Source organism: Streptomyces sp. NPDC035033 (assembly GCF_040636735.1).
Classification (GTDB): domain Bacteria; phylum Actinomycetota; class Actinomycetes; order Streptomycetales; family Streptomycetaceae; genus Streptomyces.
Map to the genome: position 1 here is coordinate 18,067 of NZ_JBEZUZ010000061.1, position 16,591 is coordinate 34,657.

The following is a 16,591-nucleotide window of genomic DNA, read 5'->3' on the forward strand; positions in this document are numbered from 1 at the left end:
CTGCCTGCTCCTCAGGTCTTCGGGCTCATCCGGCCGCGGACAGCACACGGCGGCCGGTGATCGTTGGCGAGTGGGGAAGACGACTGGTGGAAGGTCGGGCCGGGGTCGGAGCCCGGGCACCACAAGGCTGTGGCGGTCCGATCAGTGGCGATCCGCCCCCCTTACGGTCGACCGCTGTTCGTCATCGCGGAACATCAGGTGAAATGATCAGCGCGTAGCCCATGGCTCGTCAAGGCCCTTCCCATAGGGCAGCACGATTCCGCTTCCGGGCCGGGGGACGACCGCCGCCCGGCACCTGCGACAACGGCCGGCTTCACCCGAATGGCGATGTTTTCCGCCACCGCGCCGGCGGATCCGCTCGGTGCCGCGAGCGGTGTCGCCATGACGGACTCTTTCATTCCGCACGAGAACGCGACGGGACACGGCCGCGTCGCCGCATGGCCGGGGGACGCGCGACGGCGGGCGACGCCCTTCTCGCGGTGTCCGAATTCACCCGTGCCGTCCGCTGCGGAATTCCCCCATGACGGAACAAGGACCGCGGAAAGCCGCGTCCGCCGCCGGACGGAGGGGACCCGCGCCCGCCCCGAGGGCGGAACGGCGCCGGGCGAGACCGGCCGGCCGCGCCGCCCGCTCGGCGGCCGCGAAGGGACGACGGCGGGGCGGCGTCATCGCGCCGGCCGCGAAAAGAATGCGCCGCGTGCGTTCCGCGGCTGCCGCGACTGCCGCGACTGCCGCGACTGCCGCGACTGCCGCGGCGAAGAATTCCGGGCCGATGTCGGCGGCCCGGTCCGCGGAATGCTTCTCGCCGAACCGGAACCCGTCGTCATTCGTTTCACCGGACGGCCCCCCGGGCACCGCGTCCCGATGGACCGGAAGCTTCCGATCCACGTCCGGCGGATGCGAGGGGAATAAGGGAAAAGCCGAACCACGGCCGGGTGACGACCGGTCTTTTCCGAATTCCCCGGCAGATCGCCGGCCCTCAGCGGGCCATATCACGCCACTTTGAGCACGGGGAGCGTCCGAACGCGAGAAAACGCCTGATGGTGGCGCCGCCCGGCGGGGCGGCGCGTCATTCGGCCGCCGCGAGCAGTTCCGCGACGGCGGCCGCCGCGGCCTCGGCCCCGGCGCCTTCGGCCCGGACGTGGACCGTCTCGCCGGCCCGCGCCCCGAGAGCCATCAGGGCCAGGACGCTCGCCGCGTCGGCCGACCGGCCGGCGGCCTCGACGTACACGCCGCCGGGCAGGCCCGCGGCCCGGCGGGCCACGGCACCGGCCGGACGGGCGTGCAGATCCGCCGGCAGCACGACGGACAGCCGGACGCCGGACGGGGTCTCCGCCCGGGCCTCGGGGCGCCCGGCCTCAGAACTTGCTGACATGGCGGGCCTCCTCCGCCGCTTCGGCCACGGCGGACACGTCCGCACCGCCTTCGGCGGCCACCACCGCCGCGACCGCGCCCTCCAGGAAGGGCGCGTCGACGGTGACCGCGTCGATGGCCGGGTCGTCGTCCAGGACCGCGCGCGTGGTGAGCACGGAGCTGCCCAGATCCGGCAGCACCACCACCCCCGCGCCCGTGTCCGCGGCGCGCAGCGCCCCGCGGATCTGCTGGTAACTCGTTCCGATTCCGCCCTCGTCCGTACCTCCCGCCGCGATGACGGTCACCGCACCGGAACCGATCTGCCCCAGAAGGGACTTCAGCCCGCGGGCGATTTCCGAACTGTGTGAGACGAGTACGATGCCAACCAAAGGATCCACGAACGCTGACTGTATTCACCGGAACGGTGTACTGCAATACTGAACGACAACACGGGGGAATGTTGCTCGTAGGAATCTCTGAGGGAACAGCGATGATTCAAGCGGTACAACGGGCGGCCCACGTCCTGCGGGAACTGGCGACCGCGACGCCACGGCTCGGCGTGACGGAGCTCGCCGGCCGGATCGGGGTCTCGAAGCCGACGGCCCACGCGCTGCTGCGCACCCTGGAGTCGGAGGGACTGGTGCGCCAGGACCCGGAGACGGGGCGGTACCAGCTGGGACCGGGCCTGGTGGCCCTCGGCAACTCCTACCTCGACTCGCACGAGCTCCGCGCCCGCGCCACCACCTGGGCCGACCATCTGGCCAACCGGACCGACGCGGCCGTCTGGGTCGGCGTGCTGACCGAGCCGGACGTCCTGGTGATCCACCACCGGTTCCGCCCCGGGGACGCCCTCCAGGTGCTGGAGACCGGGGCCACGCTGCCCTGGAACGCCTGCGCCCTGGGCAAGGCGATCGCGGCCTTCCTCCCTCCCCAGCGGCGCAAGGAGCTGCTGGCCGGCGAGTTGCGCCGGGTGACCGGCGTCAGCGTCGACGAACCGGCCGCGCTGGAGGCCCAGTTGGACCTGGTGCGCGGCACGGGGTACGCCGTCGACGACCAGGAACTGACCCTGGGCGACGCCGGGATCGCCGCTCCTGTCTTCGACCGGACGGGGCTCGTCGCGGGCGCGGTCGGCCTGGTGGGACCGGTCGAACGGCTGCTGGCCGAGGACGCGCGCCAGGAGTGCACGATCGCCGTCCGGGAGGTCGCCCGGGGGATCTCCCGGGACCTCGGCGCGCCGCGCACCGCGGGGATGTCCGCGGGCGCGTGAGCCGCCGCCGGACAGCGGCCGGCCGGCCACGCGCCGCCCGTCGTCCGGGACCCGGACACCGGGTGCCCCCCACCGGTTCCGGACGCCGAACGGGGACGACTCTCCCGCAGCCGGACGACCGAGGGGCTGTTTTGCGCCAACCCCTTGACCGCAGAGCGCAGTTGAGCGTTACCTCTACGCTGATCTTCAGTCATGACGAACAGCTTTCAGACCCGGCCGTCGTCGGAAGCGAGAGGACGTGACCAGCACCGTGACCCGCCGCGCTCTCCCGCGACCGGTCCGCCTCGCCCCACGAACCCCACCGGATCGAAGGAGCACCCACCTGTGACCGGCAAGAAGCTCATCAACACACCTGAGAGCCTTCTGGACGACGCGCTGGCGGGCATGGCCGCCGCCCACCCCGAGCTGCGGCTGCTCGCCGAGAGCCGCGTGATCGTACGGGCCGAGCCGCCCCGCCCGGGCAAGGTGGGGATGGTCTCGGGCGGCGGCAGCGGCCACGAGCCGCTGCACACCGGGTTCGTCGGACCGGGCATGCTCGACGCGGCCGTCCCCGGAGCCCTGTTCACCTCGCCCACGCCGGACCGGATCCTGGCCGCCACGCGCCACGCCGACACCGGGTCCGGGGTCGTCCACCTCGTCAAGAACTACACGGGCGACATCCTCAACTTCACGATGGCGCAGGAGCTGGCCGCCGACCACGGCCACGAGGTCCGCCAGGTCGTCATCGCCGACGACATCGCGGTCGAGGACTCGACCCACACGGCCGGCCGCCGCGGCACCGGCGCCACCGTCTTCGTGCACCGGCTGGCCGGCGCGCTCGCCGAGCGCGGGGCCGGCCTGGACGCGGTGGCCGGCACGGCCCAGCGCGTGGCGGACAGCAGCGCGTCGCTCGCGGCGGCGCTCACGCCCTGCAGCAGGCCGGGCGAGACCGCGCCCGGCTTCCGGCTCCCCGAGGACGAGATCGAGTTCGGCGTCGGCATCCACGGCGAGCCCGGACGCCGCCGGGAGAAGTACCGCCCGGCCCGGGAACTCGTCGGCTCCCTGACGGACACGCTCCTCGACCACCTGCGTCCGGCGCGCGGCAGTGCCGTCCTGCTGCTCGTCAACGGCCTCGGGGCCACACCGCTGGCCGAGCTGTACGTGTCCTTCGCGGAGGTCTCGGCGGCCCTGGACGGCCGTGGCGTGACCATCGCCCGCAGCCTGGTGGGCAACTACGTCACCAGCCTCGACATGGCCGGCGTCTCCCTGACCCTGTGCCCGGCCGACGACGAGACGGTCGCGCTCTGGGACAGCCCCGTGCGCACTCCCGCACTGCGCTGGGGCCTCTGACCCCGCCCCGCACGGCCACCTGAACGACATTCGGAACGAGGGGGATACGAGTGGATGTCCTGCAGACCCATGAGTGGATACGCGCCATCGCGGCGGTCGTCGCCCGGAACGAGAAGGAGCTGTGCAACCTCGACGCGGCCATCGGTGACGGCGATCACGGCACCAACCTCAAGCGCGGGTTCGACGCGGCCCTCGCCGCCCTCGACGCCCCGGACACCGCTTCCGCCGCGGCCCCGGACTCCGTCGGCGGCGTCCTCGTCGCCACCGGGACCACGCTCATCTCCTCGGTCGGCGGCGCCTCCGGGCCGCTCTTCGGCAGCGCCTTCCGGGGCATGGGCAGGGCGCTGGGCACCGACGCGGAGGTGACCGCCGGGCAGTTCGCGGCGGCGCTCTCGGCCGGGCTGGGGGAGGTACAGCGCTTCGGCGCGGCCGTCCCGGGCGACAAGACGATGGTCGACGCCCTGCTGCCGGCCGTCACGGCGTTCCGGGAGAGCGCCGCCGGGAACGGCTCCTTCGCCGCGGCGGCCAGGGCCGCCGCCGAGGCGGCCGAGGCGGGCGCCCGGGCCTGCGTCGCACTGCAGGCCCGCAAGGGACGCGCCTCCTACCTGGGGCTGCGCAGCATCGGTCACCCCGATCCGGGCGCGACGTCCACCGCCTTCGTCTTCGCGGCTCTCGCGGACACGGTGGAGCCGGCGTGAGGACCGCCGCTCCGGACGCCGCCTTCCGCGGGTACGCCTGGCCGGCGCCCATGGCCCTGTGGCCCCTCGCGCAGCGCGTCATGCCGGCCCCGGCCAGGCGGCCGCAGGGCGGGGGCACCCGGCGCCCGGACGACGAGGCGGTGTTCGCCTCCGTCCTGTACGTGCTGGTCAGCGGATCGTCCTGGCGGGGGGTGCCGGGCGCCTTCGGCACCCCCTGGCAGACCGCGCACCGCCGCTTCCTCCAGCTGTGCGACGCCGGGCTGTGGGAGCGGCTGGAGGAGGCCGCCGGCGTGCCCGGGACGCCGCCCCACCTGCGCCACTGGGCGACGGTCGTGCGCCGGGCCGCGGCGGCGCGGCGCACGTCGCGGTCGACGGCGGGCGCGCCCACGGCGTGAGCGTCTCGCCACGAGCGCCACGGCACGAGCCCGAGACCGCGGCCGGGGGTCGCGCGCCCGTGCCGCCGGCGCCGGCGCCCGTCCCGGCCGGCGCCGGCGCCCGCCCGCTCACAGCCCCAGCTGTCGCAACAACGCCAGCCCGGCCGAGTCGAGTTGGTAGAACACGCGCCCGCCGAGGCGCTGCTTCCACACGACCCCCGTCTCGGTGAGCACGGTCAGGTGCTGGGAGACGGTGCTCTTCGCCACGCCCAGCGACGCCGCGAGCGCCGTGGTGGTCTTCGGCACCTCCAGGGCGCGCACCACCTGGGCACGGCCCTTGCCGAGCAGCAGGGCCAGCCGGTCCTCGGCCACCGGGTGCGGGCCCGGCGCGGCGGTCAGGACGTGGAAGTAGCCGGTGGCCCGGGCCTGGTACGACATGGCGACGACGCCGTCCTCCTCCATGAAGAGCCGCTGGCCCCCGGTGAACACCGTGGGCACCAGGAGCAGTTTCGAGCGGTTCAGGGAGACGTCCAGATCGCGGTGGTACGGCGCGGTCAGCCAGGGCGGCGTCCAGGTGACGCGGCCGCCCAGCTCGGCGAGCATCGGCTCCACCCCGCCGACGGCGAGGGTGCGGCCCCGGAAGAGGATCTCCTCCTCCAGCGAGGAGCGGATCGAGGTCCAGTGCGGTTCGATCGCCCACTCCCAGTACCGCTCCAGCAGTCCGGCGAGCCGCTCCACCCGGGCCGAACCGGCGTGCCGCTCGCGCATGTGCCGCAGCTCCGCCTCGATGGTGTTGCGCGCCGGGTCCGGAGCCGGCACGAGGCCCGGCGGGAACAGCGGCGGGTCCGGCCGCCGTACGGCCTCCACCAGGTGCTGGACGAGCTCGGCCGGCATCCCGTCGCGGACGCCGCGCGCCCAGTTCGTGTACGGCGACGGCGCCGCGCCCCGGTAGCGCGCCAGGACGGCGAGGCTGCCGATGGTCTCCCAGAGCGGGCTGAAGGCGAGCCGCGTGGTCTGGAGGCTGTCGTCGTCGACGCGGAGCCGTATCACGGCTCCACCCGCATGGCCAGGTCCTGGCAGAGCGTCAGCACGTCCTTGATCCAGGGCCCCGGGTCGGCGGCGTCGTACCCCTGCATCGTCTCCACGCGCCAGTACTCGTCGAAGCCGATGGCCTCCGGGGCGACGGCCTTGAACCGGTTCGGCCGCCACTTGGGCAGGTGGCTGCCGTACTCCCCCTGGCTCTCCAGCAGCGCGTCGACGACGTGCCCGAAGGCCAGCCGTGCCGATATCGTCGCGCTCTGGAGGTCACCGGCCTCCAGCTGACCGAGCGCGTCCTCGACCGCGTCGTCCGCCGCCCCCAGGGAGCGGACGACGGCGAAGGAACGGAACGCCGACTCGGCGAGCCGGGCACGGTTGCGTTCCAGCCATTCCCGCCCCAGCAGCGGCACGCAGCTGCCGAGCCGCGACAGCAGCAGCTCCTCGCGGAGGTCGAGGGTGTCCTCGGTGACCCGGCCGCTCTCGAAGGCGTCCCACGAGACCTTGGCCAGGATCTGGTCGACCTGGCCCTCCAGCCAGTACGTGACGTCCCAGCGCCGCTCGTTCGCGACGAACGCCTCGGTCCGCAGGAAGGGCGGTTCGAGCGGGACCGGGACGGTGCCGCTCGTGGGGGAGACGCGCTCCGCGCCCGCCACGATGTAGACGTCGAAGTCGCTGCGCGGGTTGTGCCAGCCGCGGGCGGCGGAGCCGACGACGAACGCGGCCAGCGCCCCGCGCGGCACGAGTCCGCGTTCGCGCAGGGGACGCAGCCACTCGTCAGCCGTCAAGCCGTTCATCCCAACGCTCCTTGTCCCGGGGGATCTTGGCGGATCTGGGCCGGATCCTAACCAGCGCCGCACACCGTCATGCACGGGTGTTCGGTCAGAGACGAATCCGTGGCAGGCCGCACCCGCCCGTGATCCAATCCAGTCCCACGCAAAACCGAACTCTCGTTTGAGGAGGTGTGCAATGGAGAACGTCGACATCGTCGAGATCGACGAGGACATCGTCGAGTTCGACACCGACGAGGAGGCCGCGGTCAACGTCGTGAACGTGGTCAACGTCGTCAACGTCTGACGACCCCGTGGCGGGAGTCGGACCGGCTCCCGCCACTTCAGGATCCCCCCGACTCGCAAGGCAGCACGAAGGGAACGACAGCACATGGGAAGCCCCGCGGTGGAGGAGAAGCTCGCGGCGGCCCGGAAGCTCGGCCGGGCCCTGGCCGCCGACGCCGGCACGGACATCGACTCCGTCTACATCGGCGGCAGCCTGACCGCCGGACTGGGCAACGCCACCAGCGACGCCGACCTCTTCGTGCTGCTCGGCCCCGGAGTACCCGTCGGGGACGAGGCGACCCAGTACACCGTCGACGGTCACCGCGTCGACGTGGAGCGGTGCTCGCTCCCCGAGGTCGAGGAGCGGGTCGCCGGGCTCACCGGCTTCGAGCTGCACCGGGAGAACCTGATGGCCCTGCACAAGGTGCCGGGCCCCCTCGACTTCGTCCTCCGGCTGAACTCCTCCGAGACCGTCGTCGGCTCCGAGCGGCTGACGGCCCTGCGCACCCGCGTCACCGAGGCGCTCCCCGCCCTGCGCCGCACCGCGGTCAACCACTCCGCCGTCGCCATCAACAGCCACCTGGAGGACTTCGTCGGCGCCGCCGCGGAGGGCGACCTGGACACCGCCGCGTTCGCCGCGCAGTCCCTCGTGGCCCACGCGGGCAAGGCGGTGGCGGCGGCCGCCGGGGACCTCTACTTCAGCAACAAGTGGGTCTACAAGCAGCTGGCCCGCACCCCCGTCGAGGGCTTCCCCCTGGACCTGTTCGCGCACTACCAGCGCGGTTCCTGGACCGAGGGCGGCCAGGCGGCCGCCGAGGAGCTGATCCTCTTCGTCCAGACGTGCGTGACGGTCGCGCAGCTGCTCGGTGACGCCGACGCGCCGATCGGCGCCTGGCCCGGCTGGCGGCCCTCCGCGGCCGAGGACGGCCTGTGGCGCAGCACCGGCTTCAACGTGCTGCGCACCGGCGAAGGCATCCTGCTCCACTGGGAGCTCGGCCGCCAGCTGCTGCTCAAGGAGGTGCCCGCGTACCTCTGGGCGCTGTGCGACGGCCGTTCGGCGGACGCCGTCGTGGACGCGGTGGAGCACCTGGGCGAGAGCGTGCCCGCCCTGAAGGGGATGACCCGGTCCCGGATCGAATCCGTCCTGGGCGCGCTGCGGAACAAGGGCCTGATCGACACCAAGCCCTTCTCCCGCCTCGCCGCGGTCTGAACGGCGTCGACCGGCCGGCACGGTTCGACCAGCACCGAGGGAACGAAAGCCATCATGAGCACTGCGCAGTTGTCCGCGCCGGGCGTCGAGCGGCTGCGGGAGGTCGCCGACCGGACCGTCCGCGAGCTCGCGGGGGCGGCGGACTACCTCCAGGTCTTCGCCGAGTCGACCCTCGCGGTCGGCGTGGAGCACACCGCCGGCGAGTCCGCCGCGACCTGCGGCGACCTGAGGGAGGGCCTGGGGTGCCTGGCCCTCAGGGACGGCCGCTGGCGCTACAAGGCGGTCACCCCGGACCAGGCCGGCTCCCTCGCCGACTGGCTCGGCGTCCCGCGTCCCGCCACCGCGCCCGACTGGGCGCCCGGCCCGGACACCGCGGGCTTCACCCCGCTGCCCCCCGGCGCCTGGGAGGTGGCGGAGCCCGGCGTCCCCCACTCGATCCGGTCGATGGAGGACTTCACCTACCGCCGGTACGCCGTCGCCGACACCGAGGGCACCGTCCACGCGGGCGCCACGCACACCCTGCGCCGCCGGGTCGAGGCGGGCGTGATCGTGTCCGGCCGGCGCTACCGGGGCCTCAGCCGCTGGCTGCGCAAGGGCCCCGACGCCGTCCGGGCGGACGGGTCGGTCCAGGAGCTGGTGCGCACGGCCCTCGACCGCGCCCGGGACTCCGCCGCGGCGTCGGTCGGCGGCAAGCACCGTACGCCGGTGGTCTTCGGCCCCTCGGCCGCGGCCGGCTTCCTCCACGAACTGGTCGGCCACGCGCTGGAGGCCGACAACTTCCAGCTCGACAGCGCCTACGTCGCGGGCCTGCGCCGCCCCGGCGCCCTGCCCGCCGCGCTCGCCGTGCGGGACGACCCGACCGTGGAGCACGGCTACGGCTCCTACCCCGCCGACGACGAGGGCCGCCCCGCCACGGTCACCACCCTGCTGGAGAACGGGGAGATAGGCGCGCCCCTCACCTCCGTGCGGACGGCGCGGCGCGGCGGCCACCGGCCCACGCCCAACGCCCGCCGTACGGACTTCCGCAGCCCCGCCATCCCGCGCGCCAGCAACACGGTGGCGCTGCCGGGGACGGACGATCCGGAGCTGATGCTGCGCGGCGAGGGCACGGGCGTGCTGTACGTCGGCTGCCTGGGCGCCGGGATGATCCAGCTCGGCACCGGCGAGTTCTCGTTCGCGGCGCTCGACTGCCACTACGTGACGCCGGCCGGCGACCGGGTCCCCGCCCGTGACGTGAGCGTGGTGGGCAACGCGCTGGGGGCGCTGTCCCGGCTGGAGGCCATCGGGTCGGACTTCGGCGGGGACAACGTCACCTGCGGCAAGCAGGGTCAGATGATCGGCATCGGGCTCTACTCCCCCTCGATGCGCTACGCAGCCCTCGACTGGAGCGCCGCATGAGAGAACTGGACAGCCGCGGCGGCGAGGCGCTCGCCGTGGCGGACGCCGTGGAACGCGCGCTGCGGCCGGGCGAAGAGGCGTTCGTCCACCTGGCCCGCACCGCCCGGCGCCGGCTCACCGTCGATCCGGCGGGCGGCGGCAGGCAACTGCGGGTGGGGCAGGGCCGGTTCGAGGGGTACGTGCGCCTCGCCCGGGACGGCCGCGAGGCGTACCTCAACGCCCCCGCGCCGACGCCCGCCACGACCGGCCGGCTGCTGGAGGCGGGACGGGCCCTGCTGCCGCTCGGCACCGCCCGCACCCCGGTGGCGGAGCCGGCCCCGCACCGGGGCGGCTGGCGCAACCGCGAGGGGAGGGTCGAGCTGGAGGCGGTCGCCGCCGACCCGGCACCGCTGCTGGCCCGGATCGCCGAGGGAGCCGGCCCGGGCCACACCGTGCGCGAGCTCACCGTCTCGGAGGTGCTGAGCGAGCAGGTCTACGCCGACTCCACGGGCCCCCGCGGCGAGAGCGTCTGCCGCGGCGCCGAGGTGCGGGCCGTGGTGACCGCCGACGACGGCACCACGACCGCCGCGCTCTCCCACTACGCGGCCGACCTCGAACGCGTCGACGCCTACGCCCTCGGCCGCGAGCTGGCGCTGACGGCCGCGGCGCTCCGCCCGCCCCTGCGGACGTACGGCGGCGACGGGATCGGCTTCCTCCCCTCGGCGGCGGCGCAGCTGCTGCGCGCGCTGGCGGCGACGGTGCTGTTCCACCCGATCACCGAGCCGCGTCCGCTGTGCACGGCGGTCGTCGACGACGGGCGAGCCGTGGACGGCCACGGCGCGCGGGCGTTCGACTGCGAGGGGACCGCGACGGGCGCGATGGAGCTGGTGACCGCGGACGGCGTCCAGCACTCCGTCGCCAGCCGGCTCAACGTCGTCGCCGGCACCGCCGGCCGGACGGCGCGCCGCGCCACGGGCCACGCGGCGTGGGAGGCCCGCCGGTACCAGCCCCAGCCCACCGCGACCAATGTGCGACTGGCACCGGGCGGTGACGCCCCCGACCCGTGGAGCGGCGAGCACTGCCTGGTGACCGAGGTGCGCAGCCTCGGCGTGGAGGAGTTCCGCTCGGGCGGGCAGCTGGCGTTCCGGCTCCTGGCGGTGCGCGCCGTGGACGGCGTGCCGGCGGGTGCCTGCGCACCGCTCGTGGTGGAGGGCGAGGCCGCCGACTTCCTCGCCGCGCTCACCGGGGTGGGCGACACGGTCTCGTACCACCCCGGTCCTTTCTCCGTCGGCGGCGCCCCGCTGTCGATGGACCTGTCCCGTCTGACCGCCAGGAACGAGGTCTGAAATCTTGTCTGCCAACAGGGGGCTCCACGTCACCGGCCTAGGCCGGGAATTCACGTCCCGCGACGGAACCGTCCGCAAGGCGGTGGACGGCGTCGACCTGACCGTACGGCCCGGCGAGCTGGTCTCCGTGCTCGGCCCGAACGGGGCGGGCAAGACCACGACGGTCCGGATGCTGACCGGTCTGCTGCTGCCGACCTCGGGCACCGTCCTGCTGGACGGCCACGACGTGGTCCGCGACCGCAAGCGGGCCTCCCTGGCCTGCGGTTTCAGCCTCGGCGGCGACACCGGTCTGTACCCGCGCCTGACCGCCCGCCAGAACCTCACCTTCTTCGGAATGATGTACGGCCTGCGCGGCGCGGCGCTGGAGCGCAAGGCCGGCGAGCTGCTGGAGACGGTGAACCTGCACGACCGGGCGGGAGACCTGGTCGGGTCGTTCTCGCGCGGCATGAAGCAGCGGCTGCACCTGGCCCGCGCGCTGCTGCACGACCCCGCGGTGCTGATCCTGGACGAGCCGTCGGCGGGGCTCGACCCGCAGTCGGCGGCCGCCATGCGGGCCCTGGTCTCCGAGCTCTCCGCCGAGGGCCGCAGCATCCTGCTGACCACGCACGACATGCGGGAGGCCGAGGAGCTGAGCGACCGGATCGTGCTGATGAAGGACGGCCGGATCCACGCCGAGTCCACCGCCTCCGCGCTGCGGCTGGCCGCGGCCCAGCGGCTCGGCCACACGGTGCGCATCGACTTCGCCGACGTCGCGGTCCCCGACGCGATACGCGACTGCCCCGGCCTGCTCGACGAGCGGCGCGACGGCTCGACCGCCATCCTGCGGGCCGGCGACGGCCCCGCCGCCGTGCAGTGGATCCTGACGCGCTTCCCGGGCCGCACCCTGAGCGTGGCGGTCACCCCGCCCACCCTCGAAGAGGTCTTCCTGGAGATGGTGGCCCCCTCATGAGCAACACGTTCCTGAGGTCGGTGGCCGACCAGCTCCGCATGCACGCGACGAGCCCGGTGGCCATCCTCGGCACCCTCGCCCTGCCCTGCGTCTTCGCCTTCGTCATCCACAGCAACCGGACGGACGTGGCCGGTTCGCCCGGCACCACCAGCGACCTGGCCGTGTCCTCCGCCGGCATCGGCATCCTGGACTCCGCCATCGTCCTCGTCGTGCTGAGCCTGCTCGGCGAGAAGCAGTGGAAGACGCTGTACGCGGCCCTCGGCAGCCCCGGCGGCCTGGTGCCGCTGGTGCTCGGCCGGCTGACCGGCATCGCGGTGCAGACCCTGGTCGCCGTGCCCGGCACCTTCGCGGTGCTGGCCCTGCTGTGGGGTCTCGACGGCACGTTCGCGTGGGGACGCTGGCTGGCCGGCGGGGCGTTGCTGACGCTGGCCACCACGGCCGTGGTCGGCCTGCTCGCCGTGGCCGTGCTCCGCTTCCCCTACTCGTCCGGCATGGTCAACGGCCTCAGCGGCCTCGTCATGGCGCTCTCCGCGCTGGTGGTCCCGCAGTCGGCGCTGCCCGCGCCGGTCCAGGCGGTGTCCCAGCTGCTGCCCCAGGCGCACGTCATGGCCTGGGTGCGCGGCGGCCCGGCCGGCGACGTGGCCGTGGCGCTGGCCCTGACCGCCGTCTACGCGGCGGTGGTCGTGCTGCTGGTACGGCGGGTGGAGCACACCGCGCGCCGTCGGGCCGTCCCCATGGAGGTGTGACCGGTGACCACGTACATCAAGGGCGCGCTGCTGTCGTACAAGGCGCTCTTCACCTGGCTCAACCCGCTGGGCTACCTCAGCTCGCGGATCGTCGGGCCGATCGGCATGTCGATCGCCTTCGTCTCGCTCGCCAACCACTACGGCGCGGCCATCGGCCGCATGCTGGTCGGCGCGAGCCTGCTGGCCGGGTCGAGCGCGGTGCTCTACGGCATGGCCCTCGCGGTCGGCAACGAGCGCTCCTACGGCACTCTCGGCATCTGGCTCACCTCACCGCAGAACAAGCTCGGCGCGGCGTGCCAGCGCGCCGTGCCGCACGTGGTGGACGGCGTCCTCGGCGGCCTGTGCACCTACCTGGTGTGCTGCGGGCTGTACGGCTCGATGCCGGTGGGGATGGTGCCGTACACCGGGCTGCTGGCCCTGGCGGTGGTGACCACCGCCTGTCTGGGGCTCGCCCTCTCGGCGCTGGCGCTGCTGGTCGAGGACCTGTTCATCGGTCCGAACATGGCCGACCTCGTCCTCATGACGCTCACCGGGACGCTGATCCCGTACGACCGGCTGCCCGCCTTCCTGCAGCCGGTGGCGGACCTGCTCCCCCTCACCCACATCATGGCCTGCGTGACCGGACGCCTCGCGGGGGGCGACTGGGACGGCGGCGAGCTGCTGAAGGCCGTGGGGGCGGGAGCCGGCTGGTTCGTGGCGAGCTCCCTGTTCATGGCATGGGCGGTACGGCAGGCCGCGCGCCGGCTCGGCCGGGCCCGCGAGTGAACCGGCGGGCCCGGCCGGTCCGGGCGCTCCGCCGGTGCGCGGCCCGGCGGCGCTCCGGGCCCGCGCCCCGCGCCCGGACGGCCTGACCGCGAGGGCGGCCGCGCGGCCGCCCCGACCGTCGCGACGCCGTACTCCCGCGCGGGGCGGCGGAGGCAGTGGCCGGCCCCGCGGCGGCGGTGTCAGGGCCGGGACCGTCGCGCGCGCCGCCTCCCAGGACGGTCCCGGCGGCGCGGGTCGCCTCCGCCCCGGCCTCTCGGGTCCGTCGCCGGGTCCCGCCGCGGCCGGCTCGACGAGACCCCTGTACGCGATGATCAACAAGGAGTGTCATGACAACCGCGTCGACCTCTGACGCCGACCTCGCACGCCGACTCCCCTCCCTCGCGAAGTACTTCCGTCCCCTCCAGGTGCCGGACGCGCAGGAGCTGCCCCGGGTCCAGGAGCTGTGCGACCTCTCCGACCCCTTCCGTACGGACGCGGCCGCCGACGCCCTGTTCGTCGCGGCCATGCGGGAGATCAACACCTGGCACGCCGCCCGCAACCCGCTGTACGGGGCCATGTGGAAGGGCGCGGGCGCGCCGGACATCACCGGCGTCGAGCAGATCGCCGACCTGCCCTACATCCACGTGAACCTGTTCAAGCGGCATGCCCTGAGCTCCGTCGCGGACGACGCCGTGGCGCTCCGGCTCACCTCCTCCGGCACGGGCGGCGAGAAGACCGAGATCGGCTTCGACGCCTGGTCCATCGGCACCGCCCAGCGCATGGACGCCTGGACCCTCAAGGCCCTCGGCCTGATCGACGTCGAGCGCCCCGCCAACTACCTGGTCCTCGGCTACGAACCGGATCCGCGGCTCACCGTCGGTGCCGCGCACGGCCTCAACGAACTCTGCGACTTCGCCCCCGTCGCCTCCGCCGTCCACGCGCTGCGGAACACCGGCACGGGGCACGAGTTCAACCCGATGGGCTCCGTCGACGCCCTCCTCGACTTCGCCGCGCGCGACGAGCCGGTGCGGATCGTCGGGTTCCCCGCCCTGCTGCACGCCGTCCTGGAGCGGATGGAGGCGATGGGCGTCCCCCGCCTCGACCTGCCGGAGGGGTCCCTCGTCCTCACCGGCGGCGGCTGGAAGGGCCACGCGGACCGGCGCATCGGCCGGGCCGAGTTCCGCGACGCGGTCGAACGGCGGCTCGGCATCCCGGGAGAGCGGATCCGGGACTGCTACGGCTCGGTCGAGCACTGCCTGCCGTACATCGAGTGCGCCGCGCACCACTTCCACGTACCCGTCTGGTCCCGCTGCGTGGTCCGGGACGTGCGCACCCTGGAACCGGTGGACCACGGCACCCCCGGCTACCTGCAGTTCGTCTCGCCGTTCATCACCTCGCTGCCCGCCCACACCATCCTGATGGCCGACCTCGGCACCCTGCACCCGCCGGGCGACTGCGGGATCGCCACCCCGTGGTTCGAGGTCCACGGCCGGGCGGGCGTACGCCGCAACCGCAACTGTGCCGTCGCCGCGGCGGAACTCCTGGAGGCCCGATGAGGACCGCCCCCCGCACCACGCCCTACTACTGGCAGGGGGAGTGGGTCGACGAGCAGGAGGCCGGCCGCCGTCTCGGCACCCTGGGCGACATCCTGCCCGCCCTGCCCGGGCCGCTCGACGTCCATGACGTCCTGGCCGCCTGCGGCAGGCTCGCCGCCCTGCTCTCCGACCCGGACAGCCCCGAGTACCGCCGGCTCCACGCCGATCTGACCGACCCCGCCACGACCGGTCTGCCCGCCGTCGACGCGGAACTCTCCCTCGCCGCCCTCGCCTCGGCCCTCGCCCCCGAGCTGCTGGTCGCCCAGCTGACCGCCGAGCTCGGCGGCACGACCCCGCACCGGCCGGCCCCGGCGCCCTTCGCGGACGGTGCGACGGAGCTGTGGCAGCCGATCGGCACCCTGGTCCACATCGCCCCGCGGAGCGTGGCCGCGGGCGGAGTGCTGAGCGTCGTCGAGGGCCTGCTCGCCGGAAACGTCAACGTCGTCAAGACCAGCGGCACCGAGAGCCTGTTCACCCAGCACGCCCTGGCCGCCCTGGCCGACGCCGATCCGTCCGGACGGCTCCGCGGCCGACTGGTGGTGCTGCGCTTCTCCTCCCGCGACACCGAGTGGCTGCGCGCACTGTGCCGCCCGGCCGACGCCGTGGTGGTCTGGGGAACCGAGGAGGCCGTCGAGGGGGTCGCCAGGCACCTCCCGCCCGGGTGCCGGCTGGTCGAGTGGGGGCCCAAGATCTCCCTCGCCTACCTCGACCGCACGGGTGCCCGCCGGGACGGCGAGACGCTGCGGAAGCTGGCCCGGGACGTGCTCCGCAACGGCCAGCGCACCTGTACCAGCCCCCAGGTCGTCTACGTCGACACGGCCGACCCGGAGGCGCTGTTCGCCGAGGCCCGGGCCGTCGCGGACGCGCTGTCGGCCGAGGCGGCCGGCTTCCCCGTGTTCCCGAGGGAGACGGCCGAGCAGGCGGAGATCACCAACGTGGTCACCCTCGCGCACCTGGAGGAACACCTGGGCCTCACCCGGACGTTCAGCGCGCCCGACGGCTCCTGGCACGTTCTCGCGGACACCCGCCCCGGCCTGTCCGCCTCCCCCTTGTTCGGGACGGTCTGGGTCAAGCCCCTGCCGCGGGAGGAGATCGTGCGGGTCCTCCATCCGATGCGCCGCTACCTGCAGACCGTGGGCCTCCACGCCGAAGCGAGCAGCGTGGCGCCCCTGGCCGCCGAGTTCTTCCGCGCCGGTGCCCTGCGCGTCGTACCGCTCGGGGCGATGCTGGACAGCTACGCGGGAGAACCGCACGACGGCCAGCTGGCCCTCCAGCGCTACAGCCGCCGGGTCAGCATCGCCATGGCGGGGTGACCGACCGAGGAGGCGACGGCCCGAGAAGGCCCGGCCGCGGCCGGACGGGGCGCCCCCTCCCCCGCCCCACGTGCGCGATCGCGCGGGCCCTCACGGGAGACCGCAGGTACGGGCGGGAGCCCCGCCGAGACGCGACATGGCCCTGACCAGGGAGGAAACCCCTGGTCAGGGCCATGACGACCCCGATTCGGCCCCGGTCG

16 protein-coding genes are annotated in these 16,591 nt (G+C 74.2%); 12 read left to right on the forward strand and 4 right to left on the reverse strand.

Annotated elements, in window-relative coordinates:
- Positions 1-1,069 precede the first annotated feature (1,069 nt).
- Positions 1,070-1,375 (reverse strand): HPr family phosphocarrier protein, encoded by a 306-nt coding sequence (locus AB0E83_RS23275; RefSeq protein ID WP_362115021.1) that lies wholly within the window; start codon positions 1,373-1,375, stop codon positions 1,070-1,072.
- Positions 1,359-1,751, reverse strand: a complete 393-nt coding sequence (gene dhaM, locus AB0E83_RS23280; protein ID WP_362115024.1) for a dihydroxyacetone kinase phosphoryl donor subunit DhaM — start codon at positions 1,749-1,751, stop codon at positions 1,359-1,361. Before dhaM ends, AB0E83_RS23275 begins: the two co-directional genes overlap by 17 nt.
- A 92-nt stretch (positions 1,752-1,843) precedes the next feature.
- Between dhaM and AB0E83_RS23285 the strand changes: the two genes are divergently transcribed.
- The 4 genes from AB0E83_RS23285 (at position 1,844) to AB0E83_RS23300 (ending at position 5,042) form a co-directional block, all read left to right on the forward strand.
- On the forward strand, positions 1,844-2,620 hold the full coding sequence (locus tag AB0E83_RS23285) for an IclR family transcriptional regulator (RefSeq protein ID WP_362115027.1): 777 nt from the start codon (positions 1,844-1,846) through the stop codon (positions 2,618-2,620).
- A 324-nt stretch (positions 2,621-2,944) separates the two neighbouring features.
- On the forward strand, positions 2,945-3,949 hold the full coding sequence (dhaK, locus tag AB0E83_RS23290) for a dihydroxyacetone kinase subunit DhaK (protein ID WP_362115030.1): 1,005 nt from the start codon (positions 2,945-2,947) through the stop codon (positions 3,947-3,949).
- Positions 3,950-3,999: 50 nt separating this feature from the next.
- Entirely contained in the window at positions 4,000-4,647 is a 648-nt protein-coding gene (dhaL, locus tag AB0E83_RS23295; protein WP_362115033.1) for a dihydroxyacetone kinase subunit DhaL, read from the forward strand.
- Entirely contained in the window at positions 4,644-5,042 is a 399-nt protein-coding gene (locus tag AB0E83_RS23300; protein WP_362115036.1) for a transposase, read from the forward strand. Before dhaL ends, AB0E83_RS23300 begins: the two co-directional genes overlap by 4 nt.
- A 108-nt stretch (positions 5,043-5,150) precedes the next feature.
- Here AB0E83_RS23300 and AB0E83_RS23305 read toward each other — a convergent pair whose 3' ends face one another.
- Together AB0E83_RS23305 and AB0E83_RS23310 are read right to left on the reverse strand one after the other, a co-directional pair.
- Complete coding sequence (locus AB0E83_RS23305; RefSeq protein ID WP_362115039.1) at positions 5,151-6,071, reverse strand: helix-turn-helix domain-containing protein; 921 nt, start codon at positions 6,069-6,071, stop codon at positions 5,151-5,153.
- Complete coding sequence (locus AB0E83_RS23310; RefSeq protein ID WP_362115042.1) at positions 6,068-6,853, reverse strand: hypothetical protein; 786 nt, start codon at positions 6,851-6,853, stop codon at positions 6,068-6,070. Before AB0E83_RS23310 ends, AB0E83_RS23305 begins: the two co-directional genes overlap by 4 nt.
- Positions 6,854-7,217: 364 nt before the next feature.
- On the opposite strand from AB0E83_RS23310, the gene AB0E83_RS23315 reads away from it, so the two are divergent.
- The 8 genes from AB0E83_RS23315 (at position 7,218) to AB0E83_RS23350 (ending at position 16,391) form a co-directional block, all read left to right on the forward strand.
- Complete coding sequence (locus tag AB0E83_RS23315) at positions 7,218-8,321, forward strand: hypothetical protein (protein WP_362115045.1); 1,104 nt, start codon at positions 7,218-7,220, stop codon at positions 8,319-8,321.
- Between the two features lie 54 nt (positions 8,322-8,375).
- Positions 8,376-9,719 (forward strand): TldD/PmbA family protein, encoded by a 1,344-nt coding sequence (locus AB0E83_RS23320; RefSeq protein WP_362115048.1) that lies wholly within the window; start codon positions 8,376-8,378, stop codon positions 9,717-9,719.
- Entirely contained in the window at positions 9,716-11,044 is a 1,329-nt protein-coding gene (locus tag AB0E83_RS23325) for a metallopeptidase TldD-related protein (protein WP_362115051.1), read from the forward strand. The genes AB0E83_RS23320 and AB0E83_RS23325 overlap by 4 nt, the downstream gene beginning before the upstream one ends.
- A 4-nt stretch (positions 11,045-11,048) precedes the next feature.
- The gene (locus AB0E83_RS23330) at positions 11,049-11,993 is read left to right on the forward strand and encodes an ABC transporter ATP-binding protein (protein ID WP_362115054.1); all 945 of its coding nucleotides are present in this window, start codon (positions 11,049-11,051) and stop codon (positions 11,991-11,993) included.
- Positions 11,990-12,739: an ABC transporter permease gene (locus tag AB0E83_RS23335; protein WP_362115057.1), complete on the forward strand. Its 750-nt coding sequence runs from the start codon at positions 11,990-11,992 to the stop codon at positions 12,737-12,739. The genes AB0E83_RS23330 and AB0E83_RS23335 overlap by 4 nt, the downstream gene beginning before the upstream one ends.
- A gap of 3 nt (positions 12,740-12,742) precedes the next feature.
- Entirely contained in the window at positions 12,743-13,504 is a 762-nt protein-coding gene (locus tag AB0E83_RS23340) for an ABC transporter permease (protein ID WP_362115061.1), read from the forward strand.
- A 326-nt stretch (positions 13,505-13,830) separates the two neighbouring features.
- The gene (locus tag AB0E83_RS23345) at positions 13,831-15,039 is read left to right on the forward strand and encodes an acyl-protein synthase (RefSeq protein WP_362115064.1); all 1,209 of its coding nucleotides are present in this window, start codon (positions 13,831-13,833) and stop codon (positions 15,037-15,039) included.
- A complete protein-coding gene (locus tag AB0E83_RS23350) occupies positions 15,036-16,391 on the forward strand; it encodes an acyl-CoA reductase (protein WP_362115067.1) in 1,356 nt (451 codons plus the stop codon). The genes AB0E83_RS23345 and AB0E83_RS23350 overlap by 4 nt, the downstream gene beginning before the upstream one ends.
- Positions 16,392-16,591: the final 200 nt, after the last annotated feature.

What these genes read in the sequence shown, in the direction of transcription:
- AB0E83_RS23285 (WP_362115027.1), top strand. Translation starts at nt 1,844, where the DNA reads ATGATTCAAGCGGTACAACGGGCGGCCCACGTCCTGCGGGAACTGGCG.
- AB0E83_RS23325 (WP_362115051.1), top strand. Translation starts at nt 9,716, where the DNA reads ATGAGAGAACTGGACAGCCGCGGCGGCGAGGCGCTCGCCGTGGCGGAC.
- AB0E83_RS23275 (WP_362115021.1), bottom strand. Translation starts at nt 1,375, where the DNA reads ATGTCAGCAAGTTCTGAGGCCGGGCGCCCCGAGGCCCGGGCGGAGACC.
- AB0E83_RS23345 (WP_362115064.1), top strand. Translation starts at nt 13,831, where the DNA reads ATGACAACCGCGTCGACCTCTGACGCCGACCTCGCACGCCGACTCCCC.
- AB0E83_RS23315 (WP_362115045.1), top strand. Translation starts at nt 7,218, where the DNA reads ATGGGAAGCCCCGCGGTGGAGGAGAAGCTCGCGGCGGCCCGGAAGCTC.
- AB0E83_RS23350 (WP_362115067.1), top strand. Translation starts at nt 15,036, where the DNA reads ATGAGGACCGCCCCCCGCACCACGCCCTACTACTGGCAGGGGGAGTGG.
- AB0E83_RS23310 (WP_362115042.1), bottom strand. Translation starts at nt 6,853, where the DNA reads ATGAACGGCTTGACGGCTGACGAGTGGCTGCGTCCCCTGCGCGAACGC.
- AB0E83_RS23335 (WP_362115057.1), top strand. Translation starts at nt 11,990, where the DNA reads ATGAGCAACACGTTCCTGAGGTCGGTGGCCGACCAGCTCCGCATGCAC.
- AB0E83_RS23320 (WP_362115048.1), top strand. Translation starts at nt 8,376, where the DNA reads ATGAGCACTGCGCAGTTGTCCGCGCCGGGCGTCGAGCGGCTGCGGGAG.